Annotated in this window: 21 protein-coding genes; 8 read left to right on the top strand and 13 right to left on the bottom strand. The window is 55.8% G+C overall.

The genetic code is table 11. The annotated features are described in order from the left end of the window. Nucleotides 1-229 precede the first annotated feature (229 nt). Nucleotides 230-1453 (top strand): diguanylate phosphodiesterase, encoded by a 1224-nt coding sequence (locus RTX30_RS10035; RefSeq protein ID WP_312689359.1) that lies wholly within the window; start codon nt 230-232, stop codon nt 1451-1453. Between the two features lie 95 nt (nt 1454-1548). After that, on the top strand, nt 1549-2283 hold the full coding sequence (locus tag RTX30_RS10030) for a MerR family transcriptional regulator (protein WP_312689357.1): 735 nt from the start codon (nt 1549-1551) through the stop codon (nt 2281-2283). Between the two features lie 21 nt (nt 2284-2304). Here the strand turns inward: RTX30_RS10030 and RTX30_RS10025 are convergent, their stop codons facing one another. Genes RTX30_RS10025 through RTX30_RS10010 form a run of 4 tightly spaced genes read right to left on the bottom strand, consistent with a single transcriptional unit; the run spans nt 2305 to nt 6768 of the window. Beyond that, nucleotides 2305-3540, bottom strand: coding sequence for an MFS transporter (locus RTX30_RS10025; RefSeq protein WP_312689355.1), 1236 nt, complete (start codon nt 3538-3540; stop codon nt 2305-2307). Nucleotides 3541-3560: 20 nt separating this feature from the next. Beyond that, on the bottom strand, nt 3561-5096 hold the full coding sequence (locus tag RTX30_RS10020; RefSeq protein ID WP_312689353.1) for a DHA2 family efflux MFS transporter permease subunit: 1536 nt from the start codon (nt 5094-5096) through the stop codon (nt 3561-3563). 10 nt (nt 5097-5106) lie between these two features. Further along, nucleotides 5107-6285 (bottom strand): efflux RND transporter periplasmic adaptor subunit, encoded by a 1179-nt coding sequence (locus RTX30_RS10015; protein WP_312689352.1) that lies wholly within the window; start codon nt 6283-6285, stop codon nt 5107-5109. Nucleotides 6286-6312: 27 nt separating this feature from the next. Further along, entirely contained in the window at nt 6313-6768 is a 456-nt protein-coding gene (locus RTX30_RS10010; RefSeq protein ID WP_312689351.1) for a MarR family transcriptional regulator, read from the bottom strand. Nucleotides 6769-7123: 355 nt separating this feature from the next. On the opposite strand from RTX30_RS10010, the gene RTX30_RS10005 reads away from it, so the two are divergent. Then, entirely contained in the window at nt 7124-7645 is a 522-nt protein-coding gene (locus RTX30_RS10005) for an SMI1/KNR4 family protein (protein ID WP_312689350.1), read from the top strand. Nucleotides 7646-7692: 47 nt separating this feature from the next. Here RTX30_RS10005 and RTX30_RS10000 read toward each other — a convergent pair whose 3' ends face one another. The 3 genes from RTX30_RS10000 to RTX30_RS09990 all read right to left on the bottom strand — a co-directional run bounded on the left by RTX30_RS10000 (nt 7693) and on the right by RTX30_RS09990 (nt 11314). Continuing rightward, nucleotides 7693-8304 (bottom strand): hypothetical protein, encoded by a 612-nt coding sequence (locus tag RTX30_RS10000; protein WP_312689349.1) that lies wholly within the window; start codon nt 8302-8304, stop codon nt 7693-7695. Next, nucleotides 8301-9959, bottom strand: coding sequence for a DUF6138 family protein (locus RTX30_RS09995; protein WP_312689348.1), 1659 nt, complete (start codon nt 9957-9959; stop codon nt 8301-8303). The genes RTX30_RS10000 and RTX30_RS09995 overlap by 4 nt, the downstream gene beginning before the upstream one ends. 152 nt (nt 9960-10111) lie before the next feature. Beyond that, the gene (locus RTX30_RS09990; RefSeq protein WP_312689346.1) at nt 10112-11314 is read right to left on the bottom strand and encodes a DUF4303 domain-containing protein; all 1203 of its coding nucleotides are present in this window, start codon (nt 11312-11314) and stop codon (nt 10112-10114) included. Between the two features lie 272 nt (nt 11315-11586). Here RTX30_RS09990 and katG point away from each other — a divergent pair, with 272 nt between their 5' ends. After that, nucleotides 11587-13764, top strand: coding sequence for a catalase/peroxidase HPI (gene katG, locus RTX30_RS09985; RefSeq protein ID WP_312689344.1), 2178 nt, complete (start codon nt 11587-11589; stop codon nt 13762-13764). A 64-nt stretch (nt 13765-13828) separates the two neighbouring features. On the opposite strand, the gene RTX30_RS09980 is transcribed toward katG, so the two are convergent. Continuing rightward, nucleotides 13829-14806 carry a hypothetical protein gene (locus tag RTX30_RS09980; protein ID WP_312689342.1) on the bottom strand — a complete coding sequence of 326 codons (978 nt, stop codon included), beginning with the start codon at nt 14804-14806 and terminating at the stop codon, nt 13829-13831. A gap of 442 nt (nt 14807-15248) precedes the next feature. Beyond that, nucleotides 15249-15458, bottom strand: a complete 210-nt coding sequence (locus tag RTX30_RS09975) for a hypothetical protein (RefSeq protein ID WP_312689340.1) — start codon at nt 15456-15458, stop codon at nt 15249-15251. A gap of 408 nt (nt 15459-15866) precedes the next feature. On the opposite strand from RTX30_RS09975, the gene RTX30_RS09970 reads away from it, so the two are divergent. Continuing rightward, entirely contained in the window at nt 15867-16847 is a 981-nt protein-coding gene (locus RTX30_RS09970) for a helix-turn-helix domain-containing protein (protein WP_312689505.1), read from the top strand. 79 nt (nt 16848-16926) lie between these two features. Then, nucleotides 16927-17937: a type I glyceraldehyde-3-phosphate dehydrogenase gene (gene gap / locus RTX30_RS09965; RefSeq protein WP_312689338.1), complete on the top strand. Its 1011-nt coding sequence runs from the start codon at nt 16927-16929 to the stop codon at nt 17935-17937. 46 nt (nt 17938-17983) lie between these two features. Here the strand turns inward: gap and RTX30_RS09960 are convergent, their stop codons facing one another. After that, the gene (locus RTX30_RS09960; protein ID WP_312689336.1) at nt 17984-18331 is read right to left on the bottom strand and encodes a MerR family transcriptional regulator; all 348 of its coding nucleotides are present in this window, start codon (nt 18329-18331) and stop codon (nt 17984-17986) included. Nucleotides 18332-18416: 85 nt separating this feature from the next. Between RTX30_RS09960 and RTX30_RS09955 the strand changes: the two genes are divergently transcribed. Continuing rightward, nucleotides 18417-19301, top strand: coding sequence for an alpha/beta hydrolase (locus tag RTX30_RS09955; RefSeq protein WP_312689335.1), 885 nt, complete (start codon nt 18417-18419; stop codon nt 19299-19301). Nucleotides 19302-19336: 35 nt separating this feature from the next. Here RTX30_RS09955 and adhP read toward each other — a convergent pair whose 3' ends face one another. Together adhP and RTX30_RS09945 are read right to left on the bottom strand one after the other, a co-directional pair. Beyond that, nucleotides 19337-20368, bottom strand: a complete 1032-nt coding sequence (gene adhP, locus RTX30_RS09950) for an alcohol dehydrogenase AdhP (protein ID WP_312689334.1) — start codon at nt 20366-20368, stop codon at nt 19337-19339. Nucleotides 20369-20394: 26 nt separating this feature from the next. Then, on the bottom strand, nt 20395-21915 hold the full coding sequence (locus tag RTX30_RS09945) for an aldehyde dehydrogenase family protein (RefSeq protein ID WP_312689333.1): 1521 nt from the start codon (nt 21913-21915) through the stop codon (nt 20395-20397). Nucleotides 21916-22187: 272 nt separating this feature from the next. Here RTX30_RS09945 and RTX30_RS09940 point away from each other — a divergent pair, with 272 nt between their 5' ends. Next, nucleotides 22188-23951 (top strand): sigma-54-dependent Fis family transcriptional regulator, encoded by a 1764-nt coding sequence (locus RTX30_RS09940; protein ID WP_312689332.1) that lies wholly within the window; start codon nt 22188-22190, stop codon nt 23949-23951. An 88-nt stretch (nt 23952-24039) separates the two neighbouring features. On the opposite strand, the gene RTX30_RS09935 is transcribed toward RTX30_RS09940, so the two are convergent. After that, nucleotides 24040-26331, bottom strand: a complete 2292-nt coding sequence (locus RTX30_RS09935; RefSeq protein ID WP_312689330.1) for an autotransporter domain-containing protein — start codon at nt 26329-26331, stop codon at nt 24040-24042. Nucleotides 26332-26633: the final 302 nt, after the last annotated feature.

Raw genomic sequence — 26633 nt, 5'->3', positions numbered from 1 at the left:
AAGTTATACAAAGTTAGCAATTTTGCATAGTAAAATTGTACAAAATAATTAGCACTCTAATAAATTATCTATCTTAAGACTTTATTATCAATACGTTACATGAAAGATATATCTTTCACAGGAACGCCTTACCTGTACAATTCACGGTAAAACTCTCGACCCAAAATCAGGCAAGACGTGGCGGTATACATTTGCTACTGTGGCCGCTCATTCAACTATCGGGGCGCGTATGCTCACTACCCTTATCTATCGTAGTCATCAGTGCGACAGCATCTCCTATGCCATGCTTGAAGATATGGTCGCCGCCGCCAATGTAAAGAATGGCAACGCAGGGGTGACCGGCATTCTGCTTTTTAATGGCACGCACTTTTTTCAGTTACTGGAAGGGCCGGAAGAGAGCGTGATGGCGATTTATCAGGCCATTTGCGCGGATTTACGCCACAACAACCTGGTCGAATTGTTACGCGACTACGCCCCGTCGCGGCGGTTTGGTAAGACCGGTATGGAACTGTTTGATCTCCGGGAGCACGACCGGGAAGCGCTATTACAAACCGTGCTGGACCGGGGCACCTCCAGGTATCAGCTCGTTTATGAAGACCGGGCATTACAGTTCTTTCAGGCGTTTGTTGAGGACGAGGCGAAAGAACACTATTTTGAACTGCCGCAGGCTGACAGTTGGGCGTTTATCCCGGAGGGTGAGCCGGTGCGCATTCCGGCGAACAGTGCCGCGAATACCCTGCCATACCACTTCGCGTTTCAACCGATCATTGATCCCTTTGCGCGGCAAATTGTGTCGCTGGAGGCGCTGCTTCGTACCCCTGAGGGCGGTAACGCGCAGGCGTTCTTCGCCGGGTGCGATGATGACGAGCGTTATGCCGCCGATCTGCACAGTAAAAAAGTGGCTTTCGCCCTGGCCGGGGCACTCCCGCTGGGCCAGCAGACCCTCTCCGTCAACCTGCTACCGATGACGCTGGTGAAAATTCCCCACGCGGTGGACGTAATCCTGCAGGCGATCCATGCGAACGGGCTGGTGCCAGAGCAAATTATCGTGGAATTTACAGAAAGCGAGATCGTCACGCGTTTGAGTGAATTTACCGAAGCGGTCAAGCTGTTGAAAGGCGCAGGCATTCGCGTGGCGATTGACCATTTCGGCGCAGGGCATGCCGGACTGTTACTGCTGACGCAGTTCCAGCCGGACCGGATCAAAATTAACCGGGCGCTTATTGGGGATGTGCATAAAAGCGGCTCCCGGCAGGCGGTGATCCTCGCCATTATTCAGTGCTGTCGCTCGCTGGAGATCGCCGTATCCGCCGTCGGGGTCGAGAAGCCGGAAGAGTGGATGTGGCTGGAGTCGGCCGGTATTTCGCAGTTTCAGGGCTACCTGTTCGCGAAACCCCTCGCGCTTGGCGTCGCAGCGGTTGCCTGGCCTGAAAAGCAGGACGAGCGTGAGTAAACTGCAATCTGCAAGTTGTACAATTCCTCCGTTTGTACAACTTTCGCCATTTTTATAAGATAGACAGTTATCAGCAGGAAGAGTACGAGGAAGCCATGGCTCTTTACAGTATTGGCGAGGTGGCCGAGAAATGCGGCATCAACCCGGTGACGCTACGCGCCTGGCAGCGACGTTACGGTCTGTTAAAACCGCAGCGTAGCGTCGGCGGCCATCGCCAGTTTGATGACACGGACATCCAGCGCATAGAAGCGATAAAACGCTGGATTGAGAGCGGCGTGTCCGTCAGTAAAGTGAAAGCGTTGCTGGACGATAACCCGCAAGCGGCGGCCGATCCCTGGGCGGCCGTGCAGGAGGAAATCCTTGCGGTGCTGCGCGAGGTTCGCCCGGCAAAATTGCGTCACCTTGTTGCCGCGCTGGGCACGAAGCATCGCGCGAATGTGCTGATCGATAATATTATTGTGCCTGTTCGTCTGCGGCTGAATCGCGATCACAACACCGCGCGAACCATGTTAAGCCTGCTGGATGGCGCCCTCATTGATTACGCCGTTTCATGCATTTCCGCGGCGCGAAGCAGCGCCGGAAAAGAGGCATTATTACTGGCCTGGAATAATGAAGATCGTACCCGGCTGTGGCTGGAAGCCTGGCGTCTGACGCAACAGGGGTGGCGCATTGATGTGCTGGCAGAGCCGCTGGATGCGCCCCACCCGGAGTTTTTCCCCGGGCAACATCTTTTTGCCTGGACTGGCAAAAGCCTGACGCGCAGCCAGTCGCAACAGCTCACACACTGGCGGGAACAGGGGTTCGCCATCGCCATTCACGACGCGCCCTGAATCACGCCGGTTGTTTTTCCCCTACTCTGCACTGCTTTCCAGCCGCTGGCGGTGGCGCAAGCCGGGGAACCACTTCATCCACAACGCGACCACCACCAGCGTGCCGATGCCGCCAATAGCCGCTGCGGGCACTGCGCCAAGCCAGGCGGCCAGCATTCCGGACTCGAACTCACCCAGCTGGTTTGAGGTGTTGATAAAGATCGAATTGACGGCGTTAACCCGCCCGCGCATTTCATCTGGGGTATCCAGCTGCACCAGCGAACCGCGGATCACCATGCTCACCATATCGCAACCGCCGAGGGCGAACAGCGCCAGCAACGACAGCCACATCCAGCTTGAGAAGGCGAAAATCAGCGTCGCCACGCCAAACCCTGCCACACTGACAAACATGATCATGCCAACGTGACGGTTTAGCGCACGATGGCTTAACCAGAAGCCCACCAGCAGGGCCCCCACCGCTGGCGCGCTGCGCAGTAGTCCCAACCCCAGCGGGCCGGTGTGCAGCACATCATGAGCAAATATGGGCAACAGCGCCGTCGCACCGCCCAACAGTACCGCAAACAGATCCAGCGAAATGACCCCCAGCACATCCGGGCGACGACGGATAAAACTGACGCCAGCGAACAGTGAAGAGAGCGTGGCGGGCGTTCGCTTCGGCTGCGCCTGTTCATAACGCAGGGTCATCACCAGCAGCAGCGAAACCAGATATAACCCGGCGGTAGCGGTATAGACCACATCCGCGCCGGTGGCGTAAAGAAAGCCGCCCAGCGCCGGGCCGACAATTTGCGCCGCCTGCCCCGAAACGGCGCTGGCAGCCGTAGCCCGTGGCAACAGCGCCGCAGGCACCAGCGCGGGCAGCATTGACACCATGGCCGGTGATTCCAGCGTTTTGGCGCAGGAGATGACAAAAATCAGCAGCAGGATCACGCTGACGCCGGCATCGCCCTGCCAGGTCAGCCAGGCTAGCAACGCAATGGCCCCCCATTCACAGATCTGCCCCAGTAGCACCACGCGACGGCGATCAAACTGGTCGGCAATATGCCCGGCGGGTAATGCCAGCGTCACTGAGGGAATAAACTGTACCAGACCGATCATGCCGAGCCAGAAGGCGCTGTGTGTCTGGGCGTAAATCTGCCAGCCGACAATGATCGATAACATCTGAAAACCGAAACTGGAGCTGGTGCGTGCCAGCCAGAACGCCACAAACGAACGGTGCTGCAATAAACGGCCATCACTGGCGGGTGATCCTGCTGCCATAACTTATCTCATCTTTATCATTAATGTCCCGCTGACGGCGCGCCAGGCGCCCCCGAGCGGACAAACGGCGGGCGGGCAAACCAAATCACCACCATTAACGCCATAAATCCCCAACCCAGCACCCAGAAATAATCAATGGTCGACATCATATAGGCTTGTTGCTCAATGGTTTTATCGACCGCCGCCAGGTGCTGCTGCGTTGCTCCACCCATGCGGCTCAGGTAATTGACCGCCGCCGGGTTATACACCGAAACGCTCTCCGTCAGTGTCGCATGATGATAGATCTCGCGATGTGACCAGATCCAGGTGGTGAGTGAGGAGGCAAACGACCCGCCAAGCACGCGGAAAAAGGTCGCCAGCCCGGATCCCTCCGCCACCTCAGCCCCGTGCAGGTTCGACAGCACAATGGTGGTAATTGGCATAAAGAAAAACGCCACGCCAATGCCCATAAACATCTGCACTTCGGCAATGGTACGGAAGTCGACGTTCGTATTGAACTGAGCGCGAATCAGACAGGAGACACCCATCGTCAGAAACGACAGCGTCGCCAGGATACGCAAATCCACCTTGTGGGCATAACGACCAATAAAGGGCGTCAGTAATAACGGTAAAAACCCCATCGGGGCGGCGGCCATACCGGCCCAAATGGCGGTATACCCCATCTGGGTTTGCAGCCACTGCGGCAGAATAATATTGATGGCGAAAAATGCCGCATACCCGAGCGTCAGCGTTAGCGTACCGATGGCAAAATTGCGGTCTTTAAACAGCCGCAGGTTTACGATCGGGTGGCGTTCTCCCAGCTCCCAGATCACAAACGACACCAGCGCAATCGCGGATATCACCGACATGACGATAATTTCCGTGGCGGCAAACCAGTCGAGATCGTTGCCTTTATCCAGCACCACCTGCAACAGCCCTACCCCCAGCACCAGCAAGGCAATGCCAACATAGTCGACAGGCGAGGAGACCGTGGTTTCTTCGCGGGCGCGTAATTGCGTCCATACCACGATGGCCGCAAAAATACCGATCGGCACATTGATATAAAATATCCACGGCCAGGAGTAATTATCGGTGATCCAGCCGCCGGTAATCGGCCCGACAATCGGTGCCACCACGGTGACCATCGATAACAATGCCAGGGCCATACTGCGCTTGCTGGTCGGGAATATGACCAGTAGTAGGGTCTGGCACATCGGAAACATGGGCCCGGCAAAGAACCCCTGCAAAGCGCGGAAAATGATAAGCTCAGTCATGCTGTGGGCGAATCCGCACAGGAAAGAGGTCAGGGTGAACAGCGCCACCGATCCGACAAACAACCGCAACTGACCAAAACGACGGGTAAACCACCCCGTGAGCGGCAACGCAATGGCATTGCACACCGCAAATGAGGTAATGACCCAGGTGCCCTGATCCGAACTGACGCCCAGGTTACCGGCAATCGTCGGCAGCGCCACGTTGGCGATAGTGGTATCCAGCACCTGCATAAATGTCGCCAGCGACAACGCAATGGTCGCCAGCAGCAGACTGGGTGGCGCGAACGCCGACTTATCTTGCATAACCACTCTCTTAGCGGGCGCTGGAGGCTACCACCTGGCTGTTGTCATGAAGGATCTTCGCCACCACTTGATCCGCATTTGCCAGTGCATTCTGGTAAACATCGGTGGTAAAGCGCGGCGTCTGCACGCTCTGTTGCGGCAGTAGGTGGCCGTCAGCATGGCGAATATCCACGCGGGCGAACATCGACAGCCCGACACGCAGCGGATGTTTCTCCATATCATGAGGATCGAGCGTAATACGGACCGGCAGGCGCTGGACGATTTTGATCCAGTTACCGCTGGCGTTCTGCGCTGGCAGCAATGAAAACGCACTCCCGGTGCCAATGCCCAGACTGGTGATCGTGCCCTGATATTCGACTTTATCGCCGTACAGATCCGCCGTCAGCGTGACACTCTGCCCCAGCCGCATGGCGTCCATCTGGCTCTCTTTAAAGTTGGCGTCAACCCACACCTGATCCAACGGTACAATGGACAGCAGTGTGGTGCCAGAGTCCACGCGCATGCCCAGTTGCACCGCACGTTTAGCAACATAACCGCTCACCGGCGCAACGATGGTGCTGCGGGCGTTGTCGAGGTAGCGCTGGCGCAGCGTGGCCACCGCATTTTTGATCTCCGGGTGGCTGTCGATAACGGTATCGTCCACCATCGCCAGGTTGGTACTTAATGCCTGCTGCACCGCCGCCAGGTCGCTTTTGGCGCTGGTTACCGCATCACGGTAGTGCGCCAGGTCTTCGGTCGAAATGGCCCCGCTGGCGGCAATCTTCTGTCGCCGCACATAATCGCTTTGCGCGGTTTCCAGCGCCACCTTTTTGGCCGCGACCTGCGCACGATAATTATCCACCGTGCTGTAGAGACCACGCACCTGGCGCACCGTGCTCGCCAGATTCGCTTCCGCCTGTTGCAGGGCGATCTGCGTATCGCTGGGATCGAGCAGCACCAGCGGCTGGCCTTTTTGCACATAGTCGCCTTCATCGACCGCCACCTGGGTAACCGTGCCGGAAATCTGCGGTGTTAGCGTCACCAGGTTGGCGTTTACATAAGCGTCATCGGTGGTTTCATAATAGCGGGCATATAACAAATACCAGGCAACACAGCCTGCGGCAATCAACAGCAGCAGCACAAACAGAATGGCAAAATTGCGCTTACGTTTGCCCGGCGCACGTTCCGGTTGGTCAGAAGGAGTTTGCATCTTTATCGTAACCTTATTCAGGACAGCTTAGCGATGTGGACGAGTGGCCTCATCCGGCAGCATTTTGATCAGAAGCTCGACGAGCTGGCGTGATTCGTCGGCGGTCAGGCGTTCGGTCAGCGAACCCAGAATCGAGGCCAGCGCCTCATTCTGAAAACGGTCGCAGATCGCTCGCCCTTTGTCGGTCAGTCCCAGAATGACCTGGCGCTTGTCGTCCTGATTGGTGTTACGCACAACCAAATCGCGTTTCACCATGCGCTCGAGCATGCGGCTCATTGCCCCGGCATCCATCAGCAGGTTTTTGCTGACCTCAACCGGGCTGTTAAAGCCTTTATAAATGCTGATCAGCACCTTGAACTGCGCAGCGGTGATGTCCGTGGCGGAGAAATAGTGGCTAATCAACTGATCCTTAAACTGGTTGGCCAGGTGGATCAGCAAACCAAGATGCAGTTTGGGTGGAGAAATATCCGTAGCGTCGGTCATGGTATTTGCCTGGTCAATAATTACAAATGAAATTACTGACCAGGCAGTTAACTGTCAATGACGTGTCAAGAAGATCGCACATTTTGTCAGTTTTTTAACATGTGCAGGCAGCCAATAAACACCCGATTCGTTGTTAATAAAGGATTTAATCTGAAACAGAGGTTCAGCCTCGGCCGTGGCGTACGCTTTTTCCACGCCAGTTTCCGCGCTACGCGGAGAGGTAACAAGGTGCTGTCAGGGTGAAAGGTGCAGTGAACGTTGGGCTTGCGATATTCACTACGATAATATGTGCCGTCAGTTTATCGTCGGTTTTTGGGCCAGGCCGTGTTCACACCGATTAAAACAAGGAGTTACCATGCCTGTTTCTTGTGGGAAACCTCTGCCCGTTACAGAGGTTCAGACGTTGACAACAAAATATGCCATCACGTTACCGGATGACTACCAGGAATTTCTCAAAAAACAAAATGGTTTTGTCGTCAAGAGTCCCGATTATTGTGCGTTAGATTTTCAGGGTGTTGATGAGGGCATCATTGCGTTTGATGCGTTATTTGGCCTCCATACGCTGAACGAAAATTATGATCTTCACTACCATAATGATGAATTTCTCGATGAGATTGCGTTTATTCGCAACGCATTCATCATTGGTGACGATCCTGGCGGAAACTACTATATCCTGGTCAATGACGCGAGCAGACGCGGGGTTTATTACTGGGACAGAACCCATTTGCATGCTGAAGATGCCATCCAGGCATTTGCTATACCGGAGCAAGATGAGAGCGGCAACCTCTACAAACTGACGCCCGATTTCGCTGCATTCTATGACCTGATTGCCGCGAACACGCTTGCCAGGGGTATGAAAATCAACAATGACCTGTAACCCCTGGCGCCAGATGTGCCCCTTAACAGAACGAAGGGTGATGTCTGCTACACGTTGCCCCAGCGCCCGAGGCCCCAGCGGACTTTTCCTTCCACAATAAGACGCCCGCCACAGGGTGGGTAGCCCGGCGGCGCGGTCGAGACATTACGCATTGACGGATAGATTTGAACGTGCTGAAAAATAGTCTGTAACGCCTGATGGTGCGGGTTAAGGTCCGGCAATGCATACCAGATCAGCTCGCCAAGGGATTTTTCGATCCAGTTTTCGACCTCTTCCTCCGCCGTGACCGGGTGCATAAATGCCGGGCTTTCCGCCATCGCCTGCAAACGGGCAAAATCGCCAACACGCCATCCGCAAAACTCCAGCGGCTCCGCAGCAAAACAGAGATCCTCTACGAACGCTTTTTCTTCCGCGCCCAGCGCGGCTTCTTCCTCCTCACTTAACTGGTCGTAGAGGAAAATCGCCGCCAGCGAAGGCAACTGGTGGACGACCAGGGCCGGATGTTCGCCGCTACCGCCACCAAGAACGAGGTTCTCCGGCGTGGCGCTGAAGTCATAAGCGCCCCGCCCTTCCCCCTCAATGTTCTGCAACGGGTGGTAAATGGGCAGGTAACCTAACTCGCCAATCCATTCATGATCGTAACTGTCGATGTAGCTCATGCTGCCTCTTCTTTGTCGGCAGCTGCACACAATGCGCGGTACAGCTGCTGTTTTTCACCGCGGGCTTTCGCCGCCAGTTTGTTTAACTTCTCCCGCTTGCCCCACAGCAAAAACAGAATATGTTCAACGGTGTAACCCGGTAGGGGCGACAGTTGCGCCACCAGCAGGCGTAACATCTGCTCATCCTCTAACTGTGGCAGCTTTAATTTTAGCGACATTGTCGCGCAGCGCAGGCAGGCGACCAGCACGGGCAGCGTCTTTTCGTTAAGGGCGTAGCGCTCAATAAACACCTTACAGAATGCATCCTGGACAGACTGGTGTTCCTCATCCACCAGCGACATATAGTCGCGCAGCAGCGGGAAATAACGCTCGCAACTCAGGGCCAGACCAAACGTGGCGTATGTGCCCGGCATGCAGCTTTTTTCCGCTTCCGCATCGGCATACACCTCATATTGCTGCATGGCGTTACGGGCATAAGCCTCCAGTTGCGCAAACAACGGCGGATATTGCAGCGCACTGGCAAAAAAACGGTGCGTGTCGGACCGCGCCAGCCCTTTTAGCGGCAGGTAGTTTTTCGCTGTCGACTTGAGTTTGATTTTGTAATTACGCGGGAAGCCCTGCTCCAGCAGACGCACAATAAACGCCAGTGCATGTTGCCAGGCGGCGGCCTTTTCCTCGCGGATTTCAATGGTGACGTGTGCCAGCACATCGTTCGCACTGCACACGACCTCCGGGCGCTGCAGCACCGTTTCGGCCAGCGCACCGCTGCCTTCACGCAGGTAGCGCCCGGCTTTCTTGCTGCCCAATTGCTGCGCCAGCGCCAGATACTGTAAACCGGTCGGTTTGCTGTAACTGGGTTCAAAGCGCAGGATCAATACGGCCACATAGAGCAGCAGATCCAGTGGCTGCGTACCGTCGTCGCTGTCGCAAAGCGTCGGCGCATCTGGTTTCAGGTGGTAAGTGCGCTCGCCCCAGCCAGATTTTTCAACCGTAAAATAGTGCGGCAAAAAGTGCTTTTCTACCCACTCGCTCAGCTGAAACGCTATCCAGTGGCGATGCTCCGCCTGTTGCGGTGTGCCACGGTTGCGTTGTTCGATAAGCGCGCATCCGCGCAGCAACATGGCGATATCCGGTTGCGGGTAGAGATCGGGATTCAGCGCGTTGCTGCAATAAAACAGGGTCGAGGTGGGATCGGTGGCGGCAGTCCCCTGCTCCAGTACCGCGTTCTGCCAGCGCGCCATCGCCTGGCGAAGCTGCGCGATTTTGGCGTGATGTATCTCATTCACCAGCGTGGCTTCCAGCAGGCCATCGACGGTGGCGAAGCGCGCCTTCGCCCGGAAGCGGTAGTAACTGAAGGCCTTCGGCAGACGCAGCAGGATAAGCGCGGTGATGGCGGGCAGCCAGACGGTGTTGACCTCCGTCTGCGTCAGCGTTCCGAGCCAGTCTTCGGCGTCCTGGTCGTCGTCTCTGAAACGGCCGATCTCATTATCCAGCGTCACTCGCTGCGCTTCACAGTTCAGGATCAGGGCGTAATCCGCTGCGCGCAGAGGATTATCATCAGCGCCCTCCGGCGCGTGGCGGGTGGTGGCTTCATCAAACCAGCGGTTGACCAGCGCCAGCGCGCGTTCAACAGAAAGCGAGGGTGCAACAGGCATCACAGCATCCTTTGTTGTGGTGAGAACGTTTTATAACCTGATGATTTTAAAGACACAAGTGCGGATTATGGTGGGCGCGCATAGCGATGCTGATGGACTCCGATGGGCTTTAGCATGAAAGCCCATCCACGGCAAACGCGATGCACGCGAAATCAGCCGAGTTTATCTTCAAACGCCTCCAGCACCGCAGCGGCATGCTCGCGGATCACCCGCCAGCGGGATGCAAGCCCTGCACGCGCCGCGGCAACTTCCGTGGCCGTGATCCGGCAATACCCGCGCCCCGGTGCCAGTTCTTGCGCCAGCGCCGGTTCCAGCTGCGGAAACTGTTCCAGCACCTGTTCTAATGGGCGATAATCCAGCGGCCGGAAGTGGCCATCTTCACGAAATGCCCGATACGGACCGGCAAGCCCGCCCGCCGCAATATCCAGGGGCAATGCCGGAACCCGCGCGGCAATGCACGCCATCTGGTCAAGACGCGCCAGCGCCGCCGCTGCCCAGCGACGGTCGCTCTCGTCCGCTGCCGGGTCATCCAGCAACAGGCACAGCGCCGCAGTGGCTTCGTCTGTCGACACGTTGATCTCCGCCAGCAACATGCTCGCTTTCCACTTATCACCCGGCTGCTCTCCACGGATCACCGCACAAAGTGGCGTAACCGCTGCCTTGCCCAGGGGTTTAAGCAACGCTTCATAATCGCCATACAGTATGCCCCGTGGCGCCGAGCCAACCACCTGCGGCACCAGCTCCGCCAGCTGCTGGTCAACCGGCAACCCGGCAATGCGTTGTCTTTCCACGGCTTCGGCATCAAAGCGCGGAAAATGGCGCGCGATTTGCGTTTTCGTCAGGCTTAACGGGACAAGCTCTTCAGCCTCGTCGGCGGCGATGGCAATAAACGCCTTGCTGACAATGCCCTCGTCCAGCAATTGCTTACGCGCTTTTTTGGCCGCTTTGGGGAATATGTGCAAAAAGCGGTTATAGACGTTTTCCCAGCCGGAAAATGTGCCGTCCTGCGCCGCGAAGGCCTGGCAGGCATCGGCCCAGCGCTCGCCCTCTTCATCGATCTCCTGGCAGTGTGGCAGATCCGCGCCGGACCAGCGCAGCTCTTCACTCAACGCTTCTGCGGGCGTGGTGTAGCCGAGTTCGCGCTGATAGTACGCCACGCGCTGCGCCAGGCTCTCTTCCGTGCCCGTGGCAATACAAGGCCAGCTCATCTGCTCGCCATCACCGTAAAAGGCATGAAACATGGCCGCGTATATCTGCTCATCCGGATACTGCTGATGAACCTGGCGTACCGCGTTAACCATGCTGTTTATCGCGGCGGCTTCAAGTCCCCGCCAGTCAAATGTGCGTTTTGCCATCGTCATCTCCCTGTGAATGTCGGCCTGAGTCTACGGCAGCGAGATTTTCAATACCAGCGTCAACAAAACGGCGAAAAGAGAGGAAAAAAACCCTGGCAAGCGTGCAGGAATAGCTAATGTTTAAAAAGGCGTAGTCTGAAATACGCCTTTCTGCCGGGAAAATTGCGCTTCGGTAGAAAGGTATTAACTATCAAATCTGTAGATTCATTCAAATACCTTTAACAGGTCGCGGTGTATATCGTAGAGCCTACATACAGCAAATGGAGCCCGATATGAGCATGTCAGACGATAAAACCCACTCTGCCTCCGCAGAGAAATGCCCTTTTCATGACCAAAACAAGCAGAACATTAAACGTGTGACCGCCAATCAGGACTGGTGGCCCAATCAACTGCGCGTGGACTTGCTGAACCAACATTCCAACCGTTCTAATCCCCTCGGTGACAAATTCAACTATCGCGAAGAGTTCAAAAAATTGGACTACCCGGCGCTGAAAGCCGACATTCGCGCCCTGTTAACCGATTCACAAGAGTGGTGGCCGGCGGACTGGGGCAGCTATATCGGGTTGTTTATCCGCATGGCCTGGCACAGTGCCGGGACCTACCGTACGGTAGACGGCCGCGGTGGTTCCGGGCGTGGTCAGCAACGTTTTGCACCGCTTAACTCCTGGCCGGACAACGTCAGTCTGGATAAAGCCCGCCGCCTGTTGTGGCCGGTTAAACAGAAATACGGTCAAAAAATCTCGTGGGGCGATCTGTTCATTCTGGCCGGTAACGTCGCGCTGGAAAATGCCGGATTCCGTACCTTTGGTTTCGGCGCAGGCCGTGAAGATGTCTGGGAGCCGGATCTGGACATCGACTGGGGTAACGAAAAAGAGTGGCTGGCGCACCGCCACCCGGAAAGTCTCGCTCAGGCGGCGATTGGCGCAACGGAAATGGGGCTGATTTATGTCAACCCGGAAGGCCCGAATGCCAGCGGCGAACCTACCTCAGCCGGGGATGCCATCCGCGCAACCTTTGGCAACATGGGGATGAATGACGAAGAGATTGTCGCGCTGATCGCAGGCGGCCATACGCTGGGTAAAACGCACGGTGCCGCCCCGGCAAGCCACGTCGGCCCTGAACCGGAAGCCGCCCCGCTGGAGGCGCAGGGACTTGGCTGGTCAAGCGACTACGGTAGCGGCGTGGGGGCAGATGCCATTACCTCCGGTCTGGAAGTAGTCTGGACGCAAACCCCAACGCAGTGGAGCAACTACTTCTTCGAAAACCTGTTCAAATATGAATGGGTGCAAACCCGCAGCCCGGCTGGCGCGATCCAGTTTGTCGCCGAAGATGCGCCAGAGATCATTCCCGATCCTTTCGACCCATCGAAGAAACGCAAACCCACCATGCTGGTGACCGACCTGACGCTGCGTTTCGACCCGGATTTCGAGAAGATTTCCCGCCGTTTCCTGAACGATCCACAAGCCTTTAATGAGGCGTTTGCCCGCGCATGGTTCAAGCTGACCCACCGCGATATGGGGCCAAAAGCGCGCTACATTGGGCCGGAAGTGCCGAAAGAAGATCTGATTTGGCAGGATCCGCTGCCAGCGGCAGTCCATCAGCCGAACGGGGCAGACATCGCCAGCCTGAAAGCCGCCATTGCCGAATCCGGTCTGTCGGTCAGTGAACTGGTGTCTGTTGCCTGGGCTTCTGCTTCGACCTTCCGTGGTGGTGACAAACGTGGCGGCGCCAATGGCGCGCGGCTGGCGCTGGCACCGCAGAAAGACTGGCCGGTGAACGCTATTGCCGCCAAAGCGCTGCCGGCGTTGCAGAGCATTCAGCAAACTTCAGGCAAAGCGTCGCTGGCGGATATCATTGTACTGGCCGGGGTTGTCGGTATCGAGAAAGCCGCTGCTGCTGCCGGGATTCAGGTCACGGTACCGTTCACACCGGGTCGCGTCGATGCACGCCAGGACCAGACTGATATGGAGTCGTTCAGTCTGATGGAGCCGCAAGCCGATGGCTTCCGTAATTACCGTCGGGTGTGGGACGGTATTACCACCGAAACACTGCTGATTGATAAAGCGCAGCAACTGACGCTCACCGCGCCAGAAATGACGGCGCTGGTCGGTGGGTTGCGGGTGCTGGGGGCAAACTATGATGGCAGCCAGCACGGCGTCTTTACAGATAAACCCGGCGTATTGAGCACCGATTTCTTCGTTAATCTGCTGGATATGCGCACCGCCTGGCGTGCGGCTGATGAAAAAGCAGAGCTGTTTGAAGGCCGCGATCGTAAGAGTGGCGCAGTGAAATATACCGCCACACGTAACGATCTGGTGTTTGGCTCCAACTCTATCCTGCGTGCATTGGCAGAAGTCTATGCCAGCGACGATGGCGGTCAGAAATTCGTTAACGACTTTGTTGCAGCCTGGACGAAAGTGATGAATCTGGACCGCTTCGACCTGCTGTAATTTGATGGCCCGGCAGAAAAAATAACCTTTGCCGGGCTTTTTTTCTTATCTTCGGCGATTGCCGTTATTTCAGTCTTTCTCTCAATTTATCGACCTGCGCTTGCATCGTCTGGATTGACTCTTGTAATTCCTGCAAGGCTGCATTTGTGGCCGACTCTTTGCTTTCAATGGTGTCAATAAATCCTTTAAATGCGCTGATTTTATTTAATACCTTTTCATGGTTATTTAACTGTTCGACAAGGGATTCCAGAAACTCTTTTTCATTACTGTGATGCCACGATTGCGGAATATGCATCTCTTTTTTACGGTTCCGGAGATAAGTCGTCACTTCATCATATTCGCGCCAGGAATGAATAAAAGCGATTGTCTCAGCACTTTGCCCCAGAATACGTTTGATGTTAATAACCTCATCTTCCGGGCAACAGATAACCCGGATAGCGCTATAGGGGAAAACAAGCCCCCCCATCTCTTCGTTTGCATACCGCCATTCTCGTTCCCACATAAACCCCTGTTTCGCCGTATCTTCAAGCAACGGCATCATTAATGGATAAGTGCCACTCACCAGCGACGTGAGCCTTTGCGCTAACTCGTCGTCAGTAATGTCTGCCTTGTCCAGTTTCTGCTTGATAAACAGGATGTCTTTTTTGAGCTTTTCATCAGCATAGATACAAGGTCGGGCACCTAACTTCGCTAAAGCACTTTTATCGAAACCAATCCCATATAACTGATCGCTGCTCCAGCGCCTGTAACTACGATAACGGAAAAAATCCAGCGCAAACGTAGGCGATTCTGAGAAACACACCACCTTAGCCTGATAATGACGATCTTCACTTTGCGCTTCGGGAATGGAAGCGCGTAAAAATCCCTCACAATAAAGAAAATTATCCTCTGGTGACAAAATAGATTCGATAGCTTTGCGTCCGGTCATATGAAAAAGAAAGGGCGACATATCAGGTTTTTCGACCGGGGTTAGTTCAAATGTTGGCGTATCAATACGAAAGTCGTGCCAGCGCACAGATGAAGAATAAGGCGGTAGTACCATTGTCACTCCCCTGTTACTCATCAACGTCAGATATTCGGTAGCGGTTTGCCTGCGCAAACCTGTTAATGGGCTACCTTAGGTGACATTTTTTAATTTTTCTCCTTTTTTTACGGCTCTCTTTGATTACAGTATTAATTAACAGAAATTTTCGTCAGGGCACATTAAAGCGATTATCGCTGCGCCATCATGCGAAAAAAATCCCGGCGCGTGCCGGGAAGCGAGTGACAGATAACGAGTCAGGTACGACGGCAGATCCTGCCGCCAAAATAAGGGTAACAACACAGGAAGCCGTCAGCCGGGTGAAGCAGAGTCCGTGACAGGGCTCGCGGTTATTTAAAGGGAAAATTATTTAAAGCTGATGACATGCGCACGGATTGCCAAAAAAGAGGTCAGGCGGCCATGTTCTTATCGTGCCGCCTGCAATCACAGCGGTGCCCTGCTTTTAGCCTGAAGCGGAAGAGGCTTCCTGCTCAAGCCGCAGGACAAAATGATTGTCGTGGCGGGCAATTTTTGCCCCGGTCATACCGTAATTCGTCGACAACATAAAAAATGCATCGGCATCAACATCAAAAGCCAGCTCAACTTCTTTGTGCTTTCCTGAGCTAATCATTTGATAAGCCTGTTTTAAATTGTACGCTTTTGCTATAGCCATGGATCATTCCTCACGCGGTACGCTGCTGACATGAAATGGATATCCTTTCTATAGAGTAGCGACTAACGAGCATGCCTGCTGCTAAAAAAACGGCGTTTCAGAATGAGCTGAGCCTCAACGCCAACGGCAAACTTGTTTCCGCCGCCGATCTGTCCTGACTGACAAAGGCCTCACGATGGCCCTTCTTTCAAAAAGCAGAGCAAATCTATCACACTCCCGGTCTCCTCTGGCAAGTGCTGTTGCTGGCCAGGACGGACGCAACCTTTACCTTGCCTGCAATGGGGCTGGCAACGCGTGACTGTTCATTGTGCTGCGCAGGCTTTCTTACGTGACGTTGTCACGTATGTCTTTGTCGAAACATTACCTCTCGCTGTTGACTTATTGTGTGATCAGCGTACTTTTCAGGCCATGAAAACATTCCTGATTATCGTTCCTGATGGCGGCATGTTGTTTGAAGCCGCCGGTATTGCCGACATCCTGATGCAGGCCAACCGCCTGCACACTGAAGCGGGTGCCGCGCCGCGCTATAAAATCAGCATCGCCACCACTCAACCGCACCAGGTTATCCATGGTCAGTCCGGCTTAAATTTACTGGCTGACTATCGTTTGCCCGATCTGGATCCGCGGGAGCCACGCGACACCATCATGATTACCGGGCGCGGTATTGATGCAGAGGAAGGCACCGCCGTGGTGGACTGGCTGAAGCTTGCCGCGCCGCATGCCCGACGGGTGACGTCCATCTGCGGCGGCGCAATGCTGCTGGCGGAAAGCGGCCTGCTTAATGGCCGCCGGGCAACCAGCCACTGGCGGCTGCTGGAAACCCTGCAACGCGCATTTCCACAGGTGAAGGTTGAAGGTGGCCCGCTCTATATACAGGATGGGCCAGTCTGGACCTCGGGCGGCGTCAGTTCGGGGTTCGATCTGACGCTGGCGCTGGTGGAAGAGGATTACGGTTTTACCCTTGCCCGCGATGTTGCGCAGGACCTGGTAATGTACCTGCGCCGCCCCGGCGGACAGCTGCAGTTCAGCCGCTACCAGTTGCAACAGGCTGAAAACGAGGGTCCCATCAGCGAGCTGCAAAGCTGGATCCTGGCAAACCTGGCGGCAGAGTTGTCCGTGGAAAAACTGGCGGAACGTGTGGCAATGAGCCCGCGCAACTTTACCCGCGTTTTTACCCGTGAATGCGGCGTTTCTCCGGCAAGGTATGTCGCCGAAGCCCGCCTTGCTGCCGCCCGCCATCGTCTTGAGCAGACCCGCGAGACACTGGAACGGATCGCCACCGCCACCGGCTTTGGTAGCAGCATCAATTTACGCCGCACCTTTGAACGCCAGTTGCATCTGACACCCGGCGAATATCGTCAGCGCTTCCACTGTCGCAATATGGCCTAAAGTGATCCTTTTTTGTCATTTACGCCATTTCCCCTCCGGCCTACAGTGAATGCAGTTACCGCATAAGAAGGAGTCAATCATGGTGAAGGTTGGAATAAATGGTTTTGGCAGGATCGGACGTAACGTATTGCGTGCAGCATTAGGTAATGCCGACGTACAGATCGTGGCAATTAATGACCTGACAGACAGTAAAACCCTTGCTCACCTGCTCAAACACGATTCCCTGTTAGGGACGCTACCGGTGCCGGTTGAAGCCGGTGAAGGTCAGCTTCTGGTGGATGGCAAACCGGTGCGTGTGTTTAGCGAGCGTGACCCGGCGAATATTCCCTGGCGCGACGTCGGTGTAGAGATCGTGATTGAAGCGACCGGCTTCTTTACCGATCGTGAAAAAGCCGCGGTGCACATCACCCATGGCGGAGCGAAACGCGTCATTATTTCTGCGCCGGGTAAAAATGACGATTTGACCATCGTGCTGGGCGTAAACGACCAGCAATACGATCCGCAGCGTCACTTTGTCGTCAGTAACGGCAGCTGCACCACGAACGGGCTGGCCCCTGCAGCACAGGTGTTACACCAACGTTTTGGCATTGAACACGGGCTAATGAATACCACGCACGCCTACACCAACAGCCAGGCGTTGCACGACCAGCCGGAAAAAGATCTGCGTGGCGCACGTGCCGCGGCGCTCTCTATCGTGCCTTATTCCAGCGGCGCGGCTAAAGCGCTCGGCAAAGTGATCCCGGAACTGGACGGGCGTCTCACCGGTTATTCCTTACGCGTACCGGTACCGGTGGTGTCCATTGTTGACCTCACCGTCACGTTAAAACGCGATGTCACCGTCGATGAAGTGAATGCCGCGTTCCGCGAAGCGGCAGAAGCTGGCCCATTAAAAGGGATTCTGGGGTATAGCGACGAGCCGCTGGTATCCAGCGATTATCAGGGCGATCCGCGCTCGTCCATTATCGATGGTCTGTCGACACTGGTGATTGGCGGCAATCTGGTAAAAATCCTCGCCTGGTACGATAACGAGTGGGGTTTCTCCAACCGTCTGGTCGAACTGGCGAATGTGATTGCCAGACGCGGCCTGTAACACCTCTCGCCCATCGCAACGCGACGACGCCTCCGGGCGTCGTTTTTTACTCAGTGCCCGCAAGGGCGGCAAGAAGCTGTGCGCGACGGCGTTCGAGGGTGGCGATTTGCGCCTCAATCGTCGCCAGCCGTTGACGTTGCAACGCGCGGGTTTGCGGGCACCACGCGGTCCCTTCTTCATTGCGCATGCAGGCCGGAAACGCAGCTATTTCAGCAAGGCTGAAACCGGTTGCGATTAACTGTTGAATTTGCCGCACCTGGCCTATCACCTGCGGTGGAAAGTAGCGATACCCGTTGCAGGCGCGTGTGCTGCATAGCAGCCCCTGGCGATCATAATGGCGGATTGAACGCACGCTAATGCCCGTCTGTCGGGCGACCTCGCCAATCGATAACATTTTCTTCCTCCCGGTAAAAAGCTTGACTCTGACACCAGTGTCAGGGTTGAGGATAGCGGCGTACATTCATCCGGAGGAACATTTTATGCGGTTATCCCCTGCCCGTTGTTTTGCCATGTTGTTGTTATGCTTTTCCGCCACGCTGTTTGCCAGCGACAGGAAGTATACCGTGACCTCAGCGGACGGTGTGGTCCTGGCCGTACAGGAGTCCGGTGCGCCACAGGGCCAGCCGATTATCTTTATTCATGGTTTATTAGGCAGCCACCTGAACTGGGAAAAACAGCGCCAGGATCCTGCCTTACAACGCTTTCGGTTAATCAGTTTTGATTTACGCGGCCATGGGCTGTCGGCAAAACCCACACAAACGGAGGCGTATCGCCAGGGAAGGCGCTGGGCGGAGGATGTGGCTGCCGTGATAACCGCAAGCCATGCCAAAAAGCCTTTGCTGGTGGGCTGGTCGCTCGGCGGCGCAGTGATCAGCCACTATCTGGCACGCTTTGGCGATAAGTCCCTGTCCGGGGCGCTGTATGTCGATGCCGTGGTGGAGTTAACGCCAGCGCAAATCCCGGCGCATGCACAGGTGTATGCAGCGATGACCTCGGCAGACTTAGCGACCCATCTTGATGGCGAGCGCGACTTTCTGCGACTCTGCTTTTACCAGCAGCCCGACGCGGTGACATTTGCCCGCCTGCAAGCCAGCGCCGCTATGGCCTCATGGGAGATGCAGCGTGCCGTGCCGTTAATGCAGGTAGCGCTTGAGAACGGGTTAGGAAAAGCAACAATTCCGGTGCAGTTTATCTACGGCAAGCATGACCAGCTGGTTAATCCGCAGGCTTCGCTGGCGCGGGCCAGAAACGTAAATCCTCGTATCAGCGCGGTGTGGTTTGCCAATTCGGGGCACGCCCCGTTTCTTGAAGAGCCAGCCCGTTTTAACCAGCAGCTGGCGGATTTTGCGGATTCCCTGCGTTAACACACTTCACGGGGCATCGCTGCCCCGTGTTGCGGTTATTTCGACATGTCGACCACGATCCTGCCGGTGATCTGCCCGGCACGCATCCGGTCAAAGATGCTGTTGATATTCTCCAGCGGTTCGACGGCGATCTCTGCATGCACTTTATTACGCCCGGCAAAATCCAGCGCTTCCTGCAAATCCTTGCGCGTGCCGACAATCGAGCCGCGCACGGTAATGCCGTCCAGAACCATATCAAAGATTGAGAGGTCGAATTTCCCCGGTGGCAGCCCGTTCAGCACCATGGTGCCACCACGACGCATCATGGTAGTGGCCTGTTCAAATGCCTTCGGTGATACCGCCGTCACCAGCACGCCGTGCGCACCGCCAAACTCTGCATGAAAGCGGGTGCCGGGATCTTCATTACGCGCATTAACCACCACCGATGCTCCCAGCTTGCGGGCAAACTCCAGCTTGCTGTCGTCGATATCGACTGCGGCGACGTTCATACCCATCGCCACCGCGTACTGGATCGCCAGATGCCCCAGTCCACCAATGCCGGAAATCACCACCCATTCTCCGGCGCGGGCTTCGGTCATCTTCAGCCCTTTGTAGACCGTGACCCCGGCACAAAGGATCGGCGCAATGCTGTGAAAGTCGACATTATCCGGCAGGATGCCCACATAATTGGCGTCCGCCAGGCAGTATTGCGCGAAGGTGCCGTTCACAGAGTAGCCGGCGTTTTGCTGACCGTGACAGAGTGTTTCCCACCCGTCCAGGCAGTGCTCGCAGTGACCGCAGGCAGAGTAAAGCCATGGCACCCCGACGCGATCGCCCTCTTTGACATGCGTCACCCCTTGCCCGACCGCTACCACCACGCCCACACCTTCATGGCCAGGAATAAAGGGCGGGTTGGGTTTGATCGGCCAGTCGCCTTCTGCTGCATGCAAGTCGGTATGGCAGACGCCGGTGGCTTCGATTTTGACGAGGATTTTGCCTGGCTCAACGCCAGGCACCATCACTTCTTCAATGACCAGGGGTTCGCCGAAGGCTTTCACCACTGCCGCTTTCATGGTTTTCAGTTGCATTTCTTCACCTCATCCACTGTGGTTTATTAGTACAGACCCAACGGTGCGCCGCTGTAGCTCACCAGTAAGTTTTTGATCTGCTGATAGTGACTCAGTGCCAGTTTGTGCGTTTCACGGCCAACGCCAGAGTTTTTGTAGCCACCGAACGCGGCATGTGCCGGATAGAGGTGGTAACAGTTAGTCCAGACGCGCCCGGCTTTGATCGCGCGCCCCATCCGCCAGGCGCGGTTAATGTCCAGCGTCCACAACCCGGCCCCCAGACCAAACTCGGTATCGTTAGCAATGCGCAGCGCTTCGGCTTCGTCTTTAAAGGTGGTAATGCCCAGCACTGGCCCAAAAATCTCTTCCTGGAAACAGCGCATACCGTTATGGCCTTTGATCAGCGTCGGCTGGATATAAAAACCATTTTGCAGCCCATCGCCATGTTCCACATGCGATCCGCCGGTAATGATTTCCCCGCCTTCATCGCGAGCGATAGCAATATAGGAGAGGATCTTGTCGTACTGCTCCTGCGAGGCCTGGGCACCAATCATCGTGTCGGTATCAAAGGGATCGCCTTTGCGGATATTGGCCATCCGCGCAATGACTTTCTCGACAAACTGCGGATAAATAGACTCCTGCACCAGTACGCGTGACGGACAGGTACAGACTTCACCCTGGTTGAAGAAGCCCAGCACCACGCCTTCTACCGCTTTATCGATATACCCCTCGTCGCCATTCATCACATCTTCGAAGTAGATGTTGGGCGATTTCCCCCCCAACTCGACCGTGCTGGGGATGATATTCTCCGCTGCGCACGACAGAATGTGCCGCCCGATTGGCGTTGAACCGGTAAAAGCAATTTTTTCAATACGTTTGCTGCGCGCCAGTGGCTCACCCGCTTCGGTCCCAAAGCCATGAACCACGTTGAGTACGCCTTTTGGCAACAGGTCGCCAATCAGCTCCATCAGCACACAGATGCCAAGCGGGGTCTGCTCTGCGGGTTTCAGCACGACGCAGTTACCCGCTGCCAGCGCCGGTGCGAGCTTCCACGCCGCCATCAGTAACGGGAAGTTCCACGGAATAATCTGCCCGACCACGCCCAGCGGTTCATAGATATGGTAAGCAACGGTATTGCTGTCGATCTCAGCCGCCGTCCCCTCCTGCGCACGAATGCATCCCGCGAAGTAGCGGAAGTGATCCACCGCCAGCGGCAGATCGGCCCCCAGGGTTTCGCGGATCGGTTTACCGTTGTCCCATGTTTCGGTTAACGCCAACATTTCCAGGTTGGCTTCAATGCGGTCGGCAATGGCCAGCAGCACATTGGCGCGATCCTGCACACTTGTTTTTCCCCAGGCGTCGGCGGCAGCATGCGCTGCATCGAGAGCCTTTTCGATATCCGCCGCATCTGAACGCGGGAACTCAGCAATCACCTGCCCGGTCACCGGCGAGGTATTGGTAAACCAGCGCCCTTCTACCGGATCGACAAATTCACCACCAATAAAGTTGCCATAACGCTGTTTGAAAGAGACTTTAGCGCCATCAAGGCCTGGATGAGCGTATTTCATAAGATGTTCCTCTGTTATTATGCGGTACAGGTGAGGCGTCTCGCTCAGATGCGGACAACGGGATATAAGCAGTTCTTATGCCAGGTTCTAACACTCCGGCAACAATTCAGCATTAACACTTAGCGATCAGTCAGTTAATCAACGTAAAAAAGATGCATGCCCAGCCATGTCGCACAATCCGGCGAACGCGGTATGGGAAATGTGTCGCATGTCGCTACATGTGGGACACCATTGTGCTACATAAATGCAACACACCCATGCCGGAGAGTGACATGCCGCAACGTGCACCGTCTTTAGCCCCTGCTCAGCCCCACACCGGGTTGCCCTGTCAACTTGAAGACTCCTGGCAACGCAGCCTCAACTATGGCCTGACGCGCGACGATGACGCTCAACCGTGGGTAGCCACCTCACTGTTGAAAGATGCGCGGGCGGAGAATGGCTGGGTCGGCCATCTGGTTGCGCCGCTGTTGACGCGCCTCGGGACGGAGCTGGCCCGACATCCGTCGATTATGGTGATGTCGGACGCCAACGGACTGGTTCTCGAGACGCACGGTAACAGTGATTTCATGCACAAAGCGCAGCGTTTCGCGCTGTCGCCCGGCAATCTTTGGGGGGAGCATGCACGCGGCACTAACGCTATCGGCACGGCGCTGGCGCTGCAGCGCCACTGTGAAGTTTCCGGCGGCGAACACTATCTGAGTCGGAATGCCGGGCTGTTCTGTTCCGCTTCGCCCGTGTTCCGGCCGGACGGGCAAATCGCTGGTGTGCTCGACATGTCGACCCCGGCGCAGGCACCCCGCCGCGATGCAGCCGCAGTGATCCGCCGGGCAGTGTGTGAGATTGAGCATGCCTGGGCCCGCAGTGCACTCGGTGCCGATCGCTGGCTGCTGAGCCTGCATCATGATCCGGCGGTGCTCGGCAGCGCTCAGGAACTGCTGCTGATTTTTGAAGACAACACACTGCTCGGCGCCAATAAACTGGCGATGGATGCCTTTTCGCTCACCTGCGGTCACTTTGGTGCCATGACACTTGCCGCGCTGTTTCCCGGCATTGACCTGCGCACCAGCAACACGCTGCAGATCGGTGATGATAACCGCCGCTATTACGCCCGGCGGACAGTGCCAGAAAGACGCTACAGCGGGCGCGGCATGCCGCATCCACAAGACGCGCTGTCGGCGGAAAAAGAGAAAGCGTTGCGCATTGTAAATGCCGGGATTGCGCTGTGCGTAACCGGTGAAACCGGCAGTGGGAAAGAGCATCTTGCACGGGAGCTGTACGCCCGCAGCCAGTGGCGAAATGGCAATTTTGTCGCCATTAACTGTGCCGCACTGCCGGAACAATTAATTGAATCTGAACTGTTTGGTTATGTTGCTGGCGCCTTTACCGGCGCCAGTCAGAAAGGGTATATCGGCAAATGCCGTGAAGCCGACGGTGGTGTGCTGTTTCTTGATGAAATTGGCGATATGCCGCTGGCATTGCAAACCCGTTTGCTGCGGGTATTGCAGGAGAAAAGTGTCACGCCGCTTGGTGCCAACAGCAGCTGGCCCGTCAATTTTGCCCTCATCTGCGCCACGCACCAGGATCTGCATGCGCGGGTCGCCTCTGGCGCCTTTCGGGAAGATTTGCTGTACCGCATTCAGGAGTATCATTTGCGCATTCCGCCACTGCGCGAATGGCCGCAGGTGGCGAATTTTATTCATCAACTGTGGCGCGAAATGGGGGCGGCACAGCGCAACCTTTCGCTGAGCGATGAGGTGGTCCAGACGCTGGCGAACCGCCCCTGGCCGGGCAATGTGCGCCAGTTGTTAAGCCAGTTACGTGTGCTTATGGCGCTGGCAGAAGATGGCGACTGTATCACGCTGGCGGATTTGCCTGGCGAAATCACCCTTACCCGGCAAGCGCAGGTGTCGGCGCCGGCAATGGATGAACAAAGCGCCATTGCTGAAGCAGAGGGGAATATGAGTCTGGCGGCTAAAAAACTGGGGATTTCGCGCAGCACACTTTACCGGCGGCTGGAAAAGCGCCAGCCGGGCTGAGCCGCAGGCAGGCAACAAAAAAGCCGCAACCCAAAGGTAGCGGCTTTTTTGCATAAAGGGCGCACGGTGGTGCGCCTTTTTTGATGACTCAAAACAGTTTCTTAAAGCGCAGGCTCACTGACTGGTTAGTGTAATCCTGAGCCGCTGTGATGTCGTAGTACGCTGTGACGCTGGTGGTATCGGAGTGGATCAACGTCGCGCCAATGCTGGCATCCACGCTGTCTTTTTCCGGGGTACTGCCCTGGCTGGTAAAGCGGGTTTCATCTACCGCTGCCGCGTAGCTCGCCGAGACGTTCATTGGCTTGTTATCGTACTGGTGATACCACAGCACTTGAACATATGGCGAAACATCGCCCCACGGCGTTGCGGCCACGGTATCCAGTTTTGCCCCCAGACCAGATTTGATCGCATCGCTGTGAGCAGCGTCAATGGCCAGCGCGGCACCGTTACCGTTCGTCTCTTTGTAGCCTTCCTGATGCATAAAGCTGTAGCTCAGGTTAGCCAGCGGCGTCAGGGAGACACTCTCTGTCAACGCCAGCGGATAACCCACTTCCGCTTTCAGCGCATATTGCTGACCATCAAACTTACCGTTAGCTGTCCCGGTGTAACCGGTAAAGTCGATCTTACGCTGCGTGTTGAACTGCTGCGTCACAGCGGTGGCATACAGGCTGGTGTACCAGCGCTCGGCAATGTAGTTGGCATAGGCGGTCAGCCCCCATGAGTTGACATAGGAGTTGGAGCCGTTGAGGTTGCTTTTGCCCTTCACATTGGTTGAGGTGTAGCTGAGTGCCGCCCCCAGACGCCATGCATCGGTGATCGCCTGATCCGCACCCAGCACCACACCGGTATAGTCGGCGCGGTAGCCGGACATCTCAGACGTCGTGCCCTGATTGGCCCAGCCGCTGAATACCTGGCCCCATGCGGCTGTATCCAGCGCATTGTCGCCCGTTGCGAGGCCGCTCTGCCCGCCCGCTCGCGCAACCTGCAACGAGGTAATGCGTGAGCCGATCACATTCAACATATCGAAGGTGGTGGAGCTGGCGGCTGCCCCGGCGCTGATATTCTGCGTTGGCGAGAGCTGCTCGCCCGCTTTGTTCGCTTCAGCCGTGGAGCCAATCGCCAGCGAGGCATTATAGAGATTCAGCAGGCGCGCATCCGACACGCCGGTGTAATTCTGCAAACCAAACAGCGCAGTGTTCGCATTCGGCAGGGTGGCGAAGATGTTGCGCGTGGTGGTGCCATTGCCGCCCGGTGTACTGACGACAGCGGGTGCCAGTTGCAGCACCAGCAGTTTATCGCCGGTGGTGGTATCGGTCTGGCTGGTGCCGGTGATCCCACCGTTCCATGACGTCGCGGAATAATTCAGGGCCGACGCGTTGTAATTGGTGTTCAGCGCGTCGGTGGCATCAACCACCACATAACGCTGTCCATTGGCGAAAGCATAGCCCTGGCTGACCAGATTCACCGAGGATCCCGAGGCGATATTAGCCGCACCATTGACTTTTAAGCGCCCATAGCCCGCATCAGACGTAAGATCGCCGGTGGTTAACGCGCTGCTGGCCACATTGATGTTCAGTGCAGCTGCGGCGGCCTGATCATAATTACCGGAAAGGGTAATGGGGTTAGACACATACAGCCCGGCACCGCTGTTGTAGAGGGTGCCGGAGGCTAAAGTCACGTTGTCGTTGAGCAGCAAGTCTCCGGAGACAAAATTCAGATCGCCGCTGGAGATGTTAATCAACCCGGTAGCCAGGGTGGTGCCAGGCGTGTAACCGGTCAGCGTACCGATCGTCCCGCCAGTCCCCCCGGCAATCGACATACCTGAAGAGGAAACAATATTGCCAATCACCGTACCGGAGTTGGTCAGCAGCCCCATGGTCGCGTTATTAATAATCGCCGAGCCGTTAATGGTTCCGGCACTGATAACACCGCTGTTGTTTATCGCCCCGATGGTGCCTTGTTGGTTCACCAGCGAATAACCCCAACCGGCATGAATTAAACCAGTATTATTAATTACGCCGATAGTGCCATTATTAAGAATGCCATACGCACGGTCACTATTAATGGTGCCGATATTGTCGAGGATCGTTATCGAGCCCTGGTTCTGAACGCCATAGTACCCCGCGGTGATGGTATTATTGTTTTGCAAGGTACCTAGCGTACCCGAAGTATTCAGACCGGTACTGCTGCCATTGATGATACCGGTATTGCTGATCACAAAGGCGTCATAGTTTTCCGACGAAGTTACCGTGTAATCGCTCACCGTACCGGTGACAGTAACAGAACCGCTGGTCGCAAAAGCGTTAGCGGCACACATAGACGCGAGGGCGGCGGAAACCGCCAGCATCAGCGGTTTGACAGGAAAGGCGCGAGTCATCATTTTTACTCCAGAGTATGATTAACTGTTTAACAGTTTTATTTTTTATACGACGGCAGGAGCATTGGTTCTTCACCCACAGGCAAACTGCTCAGGCATAAAAAATGCCTGATACAAAATGCACCAGAACGCAAAAAATTCGTGATTAACCCTGGCTACTGAAGATAGAAAGAAAGCACGCTTATTATTTTCTTTGCAGAAAAATCTGTCAGGTCAATTTATTAGATCAGCCAAATCAGGAAAGTTCTTATTGCACCCACACTGAATATAGAGTCTTTCCTAACAGGGAGCAATCCTCTGCCAGC

The organism is Kosakonia sp., assembly GCF_032052965.1.
In the GTDB taxonomy this organism is placed as follows: domain Bacteria; phylum Pseudomonadota; class Gammaproteobacteria; order Enterobacterales; family Enterobacteriaceae; genus Kosakonia.
This window is presented reverse-complemented; position numbering and strand designations above follow the sequence as displayed.

Coding starts and splice junctions, on each gene's coding strand:
- RTX30_RS10035 (WP_312689359.1), top strand. CDS start 230: ATGCTCACTACCCTTATCTATCGTAGTCATCAGTGCGACAGCATCTCC.
- RTX30_RS10030 (WP_312689357.1), top strand. CDS start 1,549: ATGGCTCTTTACAGTATTGGCGAGGTGGCCGAGAAATGCGGCATCAAC.
- RTX30_RS10025 (WP_312689355.1), bottom strand. CDS start 3,540: ATGGCAGCAGGATCACCCGCCAGTGATGGCCGTTTATTGCAGCACCGT.
- RTX30_RS10020 (WP_312689353.1), bottom strand. CDS start 5,096: ATGCAAGATAAGTCGGCGTTCGCGCCACCCAGTCTGCTGCTGGCGACC.
- RTX30_RS10015 (WP_312689352.1), bottom strand. CDS start 6,285: ATGCAAACTCCTTCTGACCAACCGGAACGTGCGCCGGGCAAACGTAAG.
- RTX30_RS10010 (WP_312689351.1), bottom strand. CDS start 6,768: ATGACCGACGCTACGGATATTTCTCCACCCAAACTGCATCTTGGTTTG.
- RTX30_RS10005 (WP_312689350.1), top strand. CDS start 7,124: ATGCCTGTTTCTTGTGGGAAACCTCTGCCCGTTACAGAGGTTCAGACG.
- RTX30_RS10000 (WP_312689349.1), bottom strand. CDS start 8,304: ATGAGCTACATCGACAGTTACGATCATGAATGGATTGGCGAGTTAGGT.
- RTX30_RS09995 (WP_312689348.1), bottom strand. CDS start 9,959: ATGCCTGTTGCACCCTCGCTTTCTGTTGAACGCGCGCTGGCGCTGGTC.
- RTX30_RS09990 (WP_312689346.1), bottom strand. CDS start 11,314: ATGGCAAAACGCACATTTGACTGGCGGGGACTTGAAGCCGCCGCGATA.
- katG (WP_312689344.1), top strand. CDS start 11,587: ATGAGCATGTCAGACGATAAAACCCACTCTGCCTCCGCAGAGAAATGC.
- RTX30_RS09980 (WP_312689342.1), bottom strand. CDS start 14,806: ATGGTACTACCGCCTTATTCTTCATCTGTGCGCTGGCACGACTTTCGT.
- RTX30_RS09975 (WP_312689340.1), bottom strand. CDS start 15,458: ATGGCTATAGCAAAAGCGTACAATTTAAAACAGGCTTATCAAATGATT.
- RTX30_RS09970 (WP_312689505.1), top strand. CDS start 15,867: ATGAAAACATTCCTGATTATCGTTCCTGATGGCGGCATGTTGTTTGAA.
- gap (WP_312689338.1), top strand. CDS start 16,927: ATGGTGAAGGTTGGAATAAATGGTTTTGGCAGGATCGGACGTAACGTA.
- RTX30_RS09960 (WP_312689336.1), bottom strand. CDS start 18,331: ATGTTATCGATTGGCGAGGTCGCCCGACAGACGGGCATTAGCGTGCGT.
- RTX30_RS09955 (WP_312689335.1), top strand. CDS start 18,417: ATGCGGTTATCCCCTGCCCGTTGTTTTGCCATGTTGTTGTTATGCTTT.
- adhP (WP_312689334.1), bottom strand. CDS start 20,368: ATGCAACTGAAAACCATGAAAGCGGCAGTGGTGAAAGCCTTCGGCGAA.
- RTX30_RS09945 (WP_312689333.1), bottom strand. CDS start 21,915: ATGAAATACGCTCATCCAGGCCTTGATGGCGCTAAAGTCTCTTTCAAA.
- RTX30_RS09940 (WP_312689332.1), top strand. CDS start 22,188: ATGCCGCAACGTGCACCGTCTTTAGCCCCTGCTCAGCCCCACACCGGG.
- RTX30_RS09935 (WP_312689330.1), bottom strand. CDS start 26,331: ATGATGACTCGCGCCTTTCCTGTCAAACCGCTGATGCTGGCGGTTTCC.